The organism is Empedobacter stercoris, assembly GCF_020281205.1.
Taxonomy (GTDB): domain Bacteria; phylum Bacteroidota; class Bacteroidia; order Flavobacteriales; family Weeksellaceae; genus Empedobacter; species Empedobacter stercoris.
In genome coordinates, this window is record NZ_JACXZC010000050.1 from 1 (window position 1) to 6900 (window position 6900).

Sequence of the window (6900 nt, forward strand, 5' to 3'; positions counted from 1 at the left end):
TTCTCAATCATGGATCACGAAACTCTACAATTGATACTTTATTAATCTATTTCATTACTTAACATAATTCTTATTATCTACCAATAAATTTTAAGCTAAATCATTGACTTTGTGTAAGTGCCGTTTTGGATAAGTGATATTGAGTTTGAAAACGCTCTAAAAGGGGCATTCTGCCGTTGAAACGGCATATCCAAATCAGCCAAAAATAAGAAGTAAATTATCTCTTCTATAAAGATAATAAATCGTATTTATAGAAGAGATAATTATAGATCATTTAAAATATAACCAGGTTATCGTTGTATTTTTTAACTTGTTTTTTGATGATGGAATTATACCATTCTTTTTCTATGTATTTCATTTTAAAAACTTGATAGCCTTCATCAGTTAATAAAAGATGTCCGATAAATGATTTAACAAGAGGATGATCTGGTCGATTAATCATCATAGACTCAAGAATTTTAAAGTTTTCTTGATCCATTTCTCCGTTTTGAATATTAAATTCCAGAAAGAAACCAACTTCTACTGGATAAGTTGGTCGAGAGAACATCATTAAAAATGCTTGATGTCGAATGTCTTTTGGCATTTTTTGATGAAACTGATCAAAGTAATATTCCATGACTTCCTTTGGTTCTCCTTTTTCTACAATTATTCTGAAATTATCACAGAAAGGAGCTACTTCCACTCCATCGATTTTTTTGAATGTAGGAGGTTTAGAATCATCGAAGAATAATAAATTGAAGAATGACGAGATCACCTTTTTTTGGAGATAAGGACTGACTTTAGTTTGATTTTCCATATACTTAAAAGTTGGTGCGAAACTAGGTACAATCCGTTACTGAGGCACTGAGATACCCAAAACCCAGAAAGACTTCGCCCGCACCAATATATGGTACAGGCGTAAGTCTATCAAGAATGTTGGGTTTTTAGAAGATTCTCAGTTTTCAGTAACCAAATTCTGATAGCTTACGCTGACGTAATTATTATTTTAATGAGTTAAAATTACAATAAATATTTGATATATAATATAAATACGTATATTCGTATATATATATTAACGTATATACGTATTTATGAGTAAAATTATAACAATAGCCCATCAAAAGGGAGGTGTAGGTAAAAGCACTCTAGCTTTGAATCTATCATACAGATTTAGTAATGATGTTAAAACTGCCTTGACTGATGTAGATCCTCAAGGTACAATTATGAATCTTCAAGAATTAGTAGAAGACTTTGATATTATCAATTTTGAAACTATGAAGAAACTTAGAAGCTCGGAATACGATGTAGTTTTTATTGATAGTCCTCCTTATATTATTGATACAATTCAACCAATATTTGAAGAATCTGATTTTGTTTTAGTTCCAACAAAAGTTGGGGTTCCAGATATTATGGCAATTTCCACAACGATTGATTTAATTAAAAAAGCACAAAAAAAGAATAAAGACTTGAAAGCTGCAATTGTTTTAAATATGCTGAAACCGAATGTAAAAATTAAGGAACAAGCTATTGAACAATTAGAAAAATACGAATTACCAATATTATCATCCATTCATGACAGGATTTCTTATGGTAGTTCTTTTTTAAATGGAGGAGTTATGGGGACTAATGATTCGCAAGCAAAAAATGAAATTGAAAAATTGTCTAATGAGATTTTAAATATGTTGTAATGGAAAATGCTTTTGATAAATTAAAAAATATTCAAAAATCTAATTCACCTAAACAAAAGGTGGTTCAGGTAAAGGAAAGTAAAAGAGATAACGAGAAAAGTTATATGCTTTGGTTAAATAAAGATTTACTAAAAGACTTAAAAAAGAGAGCAATTGAAGAAGATTCTAATATGAAAGAAATTATAGAAAAGGCTTTAAATCAGTATTTAAATAAATAAAAAGTAAATACGTATAAATGTATATACATTTATACGTATTTACTTTTTAACTAATTCTTCAAAGTCATCTTTTATAAATTCCCAATATTTTCCTCTCAAACAAATTGGATCAAAATCGTCATCAGCTATTGAGAAATCTGTCAAATTATGATAGATTAATTCTGAATCATGGCTATATGGATAACGCTTTTCATGTAAACTAATCATATCCGAAATATCATATTTATCTAGTAATTCATGCAAATCCCAAAAATCTTTTTTTCGTCCACCTCTTTGAATTACATCTATTTTCATTGCAATAATTTCATCAATTGAAGCCAGTTTAATATTATCAATTACAATCTTATTTGTAATAAATGGATCTGTATAAAATATATCAAGCTTTACAGAATCTTCTTTATTGTTTCCAATGGTATAAGATTTCCCGAATGCAGGAATAAAGTCAGAGTTGAAATCAAGATAATTGAATTTTGTAGAAAGATAATTTTCAATTGCTTCAAAATCTAAAGAACCATATTCAACATCTGAGAATAAATCTATATCTATGGATATTCTATGACCTAATTGTAAACTTAATGAAGTACCTCCAACTAATCTAAAATCATTAAAGATTTCAGAACTCATTAGAGTTTTTAAACTTGACTTAAGAATTGGATTAACTGTATTATAAAAAAGTGATTTCATAAATTATGATTCTAAATGTAGATTAATTGGTAGAGTAGAGGCAGAATTTAAAGCTTCAGTAATTTTTTCATTGCCATAAAAACGAATAATTTCTTTCTTTTCATCATCATTTCCTCTTTCAAAAATTCGTTTGATAATTGCTCTATAATTTTTAATCCAATCTAGTTTATCAAAATCTGTATCCCAAAATAATATTCTTCTTATTAAAGAAATGTTTGGTGTAGATTTTTGCAATTTTTTTTTCTCTTTGTTTATATCAAAATATGTTTGAAGTAAAACTAGATCTCCTTCATTTATATTTAATTTATCTTCAATTTTCAACGCTAGAGAAATAGGTAAACTTCTTTTTCCTTTTATGATAGCATTAAACGTTTGAGGATGTTCCCCAATACTTAATGCAAAAGGACGCTGTTTTATAGCTCGTTTTTTTAATTCACGATCTAATACAATACCTGGATGAATTCCTTTATATTTTTCTGAAATTGAAAGCATATACAAATATAAGCAAAAATGTTTATATTTTATTTATTGTATATACGTATAAATGTATTTATTTAAATACGTATATATTATTTAAGATAAATTTCTTCAAACTTTTTTTCTACTTTTTTCTTTAAAGCACCTATTATAAAACCTTTTCTATTGTCTGCATAAGAAGAAGGTTCTCTAATTTCTGCTAAGAAATCTAAAGTTTCTTCTTCTGAAAAGTATTTATAAACTGATTCAAATAAATTTAAATTATTATTAAGTTCTCGTTCAGTAAACTGAAAATTATGAGTTAAATAGTCTTCAATGTTTTTTGGAATGAACCAACGATTTGACATTTGTTTGTTCAAGTTTTGCTTCTTGATATCTTCGTCTTCAAATTGTGGTTGGTAAATTGGAACGAAATGTATTGATGTAATTTTACGTCCTGTTTTTATTGTTTCATAATGGAAAGTATATGGAGAACATTTATCAAGTTCTTTTTTTGCAGAGACGATAACATATTTTATAAAATCTTTATTTTCTTTATACTTATCTGTAATACCAAACATCTCTTTCAATTTTTCTATCGAATAATTTATTGGTGTTTTTTGAGCTGAAAACAATTCATAAAATCTCATAGCATAAATACTTTCAAATTGCATTGCAACTTTTAATTCATATTTTCTATATCCTTTTGAAAAATCCATCAAAGCTTGATAAATGAAATCTGCCACATAAAATGTGATATTCTCAGTACGAGTTTTGTTAATTTCTACATTAAAAACAATACCAGCACTTCTATAAACATCTTCATCTTCGTACTCAATAATTTTTTGTTGTAACCCTTTCAAGGCTTTCTTTATTCTTGAGTGATTTTTATCTATTTTACTATCCTCTGTTGTCAAAAAAGCAGAAATAGGCATTACATATTCTTTAGATTTGAATAAAGTAGAATTGACTTGATATCGATCACTCAGTTTCTTACCTTCAATCAAATTCTGATTAAGCTCTATAATTCGATATAAAATCCTTTTTTCATAAACACTGAAGTCATACTTAGCAGTAGTAAGAATATAAGATTGCAAAACTTCTTTGTTCTTTATGGTTATGCTCATTATAGTTTTTATTAGGAGTTGATGAATACAAATATATTAAAAAGGAGTTATAATAACAAACTCCTAGTTAGTATTCAAAAACTCCTAGTTGACTTACTTATTAGTATTCAAAAACTCCTAGTTTAGTATTCAAAAACTCCTATTTAGATATTTTTAAACCTTTGTAACTTGTTGTTTATCATTTTTATATATGTTTTTTATCGAAAGTCGATAAGTAATGTATAATAAGCTATGTTATAATTAATACAAAAACATAGATTTTTTAAGTTTATAAGGATCAATTTTTCTTAGAAAAATCGAAAGTTAGGAGCTCATTTGAAATAAACTGTTTTCGTTGGAGTGGAAAAACAAAAACAATTTGACGTGACTTTTTTATGCGCACCAAGGGGGCGGGCGGATTTTTTATTTTTGATAGATTTCACCTATTTTAATTAGTTGATTTTTAGTTTATTAATGTAATTTTGTCAGTAAAATTTATGTTTAACCGTAAATTTGAAAGCGAAACGATTTTTCAACGGCTTCTTTTGAGGTCGTTTTTTGCGTTTATAAACAAATTATTACCATTTCGTTGTTTAATGTATTTGGATCTTCTGAGCGTTAAATAAAAGGTATCTGTAAAGGTGTCTTGTTGGTATATTTTGAGAATGTTTTGGTTACTTTTTTATCTGAATTATGAGAGTAATTTTTAGCAGTGGGTTGAAAATGAGTAAAAAAAGAATGAAAAAAGTTTTAGAATTTCGGAAAATTGGTTAATTTAGAGAGAGTTATAAAGTAGAATAGGTCGAGATGTGTGTTTGTACGTACAAAATGGGCTAAAACGCCCTATTTTTCACGTCAACACTACTCTCGCATTCTCCCGATGGTCGAACGATTTTTTTTAAGCTTTTAAGATGAATAAAACCAAACGAATTGAAATCCGATTAACCCTTTTAGAAGAAAAACTTTTAAAAGTCAAAGCAAAGGAAACAGGTCTTCCTGTTTCAACTTATGTTCGAAATTGTGCCTTGGGTAAAAAATCACCCAAACGATTAAGCGAATCGGAACTGGAAGTTTATAAAGAGCTGAAGAAATTTTATAATAATTTTTCGTCCATTTCCAATCTTTTGAAAAAAGGCGATTACGGAAGTATGCTTTCAGAAATCGGTATTCTTCAGCAAGAAATGTTGGTTCATTTAAAAAAGATACGTCATGATAAGTAAAGCCAAAGCAACCAAAGGAAGTGCAGCTGCTATTGATTACATTATGAAGGAAGAAAAACAATCCTTTGAATTGTATCGAAATGATGTCATTGGAAAAAATGGTTCTGAAATTCTTTCAGAGTTTAGAGAAGTACAGGCAATGAATGAGAATTGTTCCAACAATACTTTTTCGATTGTTCTTAGTCCGAATAATGATATCGTTCATAATCGGCAAGAATTATTGCGTTATACGCAAGATCATTTGAAAAATTTAGGTTTAGAAAATAATCAATGTATTGCCTATGTTCATCAAAATACAAAAGCAACTCATGTTCATATTATTGCCAATCGTATTGATGAAAAAGGAAAAGCTTTGGATGATTCTTATATTGGGTTTAAGGCTCAAAATTCTGCCGAAAAAATTGCTCTTGAAAATGGTTTAAAAACAGCGAAAGAGGTTCGAAAAGAAAAGGTTATTGAGCGAACATTGGATAAGGAGTTGAACAAAGAATTGAAGGCTGATATTTTGAAAAAGCATAATATTTCTGTGAAGCAATCACGTACTTTTTCAGACTATATGCAAAATATGTATGATAGGGGATGTCGTATAGAACCAACCATTAATAAAGGTGGAAAGTTGCAAGGTTTTCGGATTTATGATAAAATGAGTGGGCTTGATTTTAAAGCTTCTGAAATTCATAAGAGTTGTGGAATGAAAAGTATGATTGAGAAAGGGGTTTCTTTCAAAGGAATGACTATGCAGACGGAAATTGTGAAAGGTTTAACCAAAGAAATCGCAACTAAACCGGTGGAAGTTTTATCGCTTTTGCAACCGGCGATTAAAATAGCGGATATGGCTATCAAAATTGGACGTTCGATTGATAGAGGAATGTCTTTGTGAATTTTTAAGGAATTAAACTAACTATATGAATAACAAACAGTTTTTAGAGATACTTTTAGCTGAGAATAAAGAAATGTCGGAGAAAATCAAACGTATGGAAGAATTAGCTTCTCAAATGGAGCAGTCTAATGTGCGTTATTTGAATGAGCTGAAACGAACGCAAATCAGAGTAGATGATTCTGGAGTGAAGCAAAGTATTGATACGTTTAGAAATGTGGTTGAAAATGCAAATAAAACGATTGATAGAACGCAAAAAAGGTTTAATGTTACATTGTATTCGGTTGTCTTTTGTGCGATTGGGTTAGCATCTTTGTTTTTTGCTTTTCGGTTTGGATTTCAAGCTAAATCGGAGATTAGAAATGAATTTTACAATGAATTGAATAATGAAAATAGAATTTTATCAAAAGAAGATGCTCTTTTTATACAGAAGTTCAGAAAATGGAAATTGAAAAATCCAAAGGATAATAAAAAATTGATGATAGAAGTTGAAAAAATGGAATAAAAATAATAAACAATATCAAATTTTGAGGTTATTTAACCCCAAAAATAAATGGTTAGGATAGCGGATAGTATGTCCATGTTTTTTGTGTAGCAAATGGTTTTTCGGTTTAATCGTTTCAGATGAGTACGTAAACTAAGGTGATTTCTTTCGATATGATTGGTAGATCG

10 protein-coding genes are annotated in these 6900 nt (G+C 28.6%); 5 read left to right on the top strand and 5 right to left on the bottom strand.

All coding sequences use genetic code 11. The features are described 5' to 3' along the window. Positions 1-274: 274 nt before the first annotated feature. Positions 275-796 carry a hypothetical protein gene (locus tag IF125_RS13910; protein ID WP_225542892.1) on the bottom strand — a complete coding sequence of 174 codons (522 nt, stop codon included), beginning with the start codon at positions 794-796 and terminating at the stop codon, positions 275-277. 274 nt (positions 797-1070) lie between these two features. Here IF125_RS13910 and IF125_RS13915 point away from each other — a divergent pair, with 274 nt between their 5' ends. Together IF125_RS13915 and IF125_RS13920 are read left to right on the top strand one after the other, a co-directional pair. Next, on the top strand, positions 1071-1667 hold the full coding sequence (locus IF125_RS13915) for a ParA family protein (RefSeq protein ID WP_225542893.1): 597 nt from the start codon (positions 1071-1073) through the stop codon (positions 1665-1667). Then, positions 1667-1885, top strand: coding sequence for a ribbon-helix-helix protein, CopG family (locus tag IF125_RS13920; protein WP_225542894.1), 219 nt, complete (start codon positions 1667-1669; stop codon positions 1883-1885). Before IF125_RS13915 ends, IF125_RS13920 begins: the two co-directional genes overlap by 1 nt. A gap of 39 nt (positions 1886-1924) precedes the next feature. Here IF125_RS13920 and IF125_RS13925 read toward each other — a convergent pair whose 3' ends face one another. The 3 genes from IF125_RS13925 to IF125_RS13935 form a co-directional block, all read right to left on the bottom strand. Beyond that, on the bottom strand, positions 1925-2569 hold the full coding sequence (locus IF125_RS13925) for a nucleotidyl transferase AbiEii/AbiGii toxin family protein (protein ID WP_225542895.1): 645 nt from the start codon (positions 2567-2569) through the stop codon (positions 1925-1927). A gap of 3 nt (positions 2570-2572) precedes the next feature. Then, complete coding sequence (locus tag IF125_RS13930) at positions 2573-3061, bottom strand: helix-turn-helix transcriptional regulator (RefSeq protein WP_225542896.1); 489 nt, start codon at positions 3059-3061, stop codon at positions 2573-2575. Positions 3062-3138: 77 nt separating this feature from the next. Further along, entirely contained in the window at positions 3139-4152 is a 1014-nt protein-coding gene (locus IF125_RS13935; RefSeq protein WP_225542897.1) for a replication initiation protein, read from the bottom strand. Positions 4153-5042: 890 nt separating this feature from the next. On the opposite strand from IF125_RS13935, the gene IF125_RS13940 reads away from it, so the two are divergent. From IF125_RS13940 to IF125_RS13950, 3 genes are read left to right on the top strand one after another with little or no spacing between them, the layout of a single operon-like run. Further along, positions 5043-5351 (top strand): plasmid mobilization protein, encoded by a 309-nt coding sequence (locus tag IF125_RS13940; protein ID WP_225542898.1) that lies wholly within the window; start codon positions 5043-5045, stop codon positions 5349-5351. Next, positions 5341-6231 (top strand): relaxase/mobilization nuclease domain-containing protein, encoded by an 891-nt coding sequence (locus tag IF125_RS13945; protein ID WP_225542899.1) that lies wholly within the window; start codon positions 5341-5343, stop codon positions 6229-6231. Before IF125_RS13940 ends, IF125_RS13945 begins: the two co-directional genes overlap by 11 nt. A 25-nt stretch (positions 6232-6256) precedes the next feature. Beyond that, entirely contained in the window at positions 6257-6733 is a 477-nt protein-coding gene (locus tag IF125_RS13950) for a hypothetical protein (protein WP_225542900.1), read from the top strand. 32 nt (positions 6734-6765) lie between these two features. Here IF125_RS13950 and IF125_RS13955 read toward each other — a convergent pair. Next, the coding region (locus tag IF125_RS13955; protein ID WP_225542901.1) for an IS1 family transposase at positions 6766-6900 on the bottom strand (135 nt) is incomplete at its 5' end.

Coding starts and splice junctions, on each gene's coding strand:
- IF125_RS13910 (WP_225542892.1), bottom strand. CDS start 796: ATGGAAAATCAAACTAAAGTCAGTCCTTATCTCCAAAAAAAGGTGATC.
- IF125_RS13915 (WP_225542893.1), top strand. CDS start 1,071: ATGAGTAAAATTATAACAATAGCCCATCAAAAGGGAGGTGTAGGTAAA.
- IF125_RS13920 (WP_225542894.1), top strand. CDS start 1,667: ATGGAAAATGCTTTTGATAAATTAAAAAATATTCAAAAATCTAATTCA.
- IF125_RS13925 (WP_225542895.1), bottom strand. CDS start 2,569: ATGAAATCACTTTTTTATAATACAGTTAATCCAATTCTTAAGTCAAGT.
- IF125_RS13930 (WP_225542896.1), bottom strand. CDS start 3,061: ATGCTTTCAATTTCAGAAAAATATAAAGGAATTCATCCAGGTATTGTA.
- IF125_RS13935 (WP_225542897.1), bottom strand. CDS start 4,152: ATGAGCATAACCATAAAGAACAAAGAAGTTTTGCAATCTTATATTCTT.
- IF125_RS13940 (WP_225542898.1), top strand. CDS start 5,043: ATGAATAAAACCAAACGAATTGAAATCCGATTAACCCTTTTAGAAGAA.
- IF125_RS13945 (WP_225542899.1), top strand. CDS start 5,341: ATGATAAGTAAAGCCAAAGCAACCAAAGGAAGTGCAGCTGCTATTGAT.
- IF125_RS13950 (WP_225542900.1), top strand. CDS start 6,257: ATGAATAACAAACAGTTTTTAGAGATACTTTTAGCTGAGAATAAAGAA.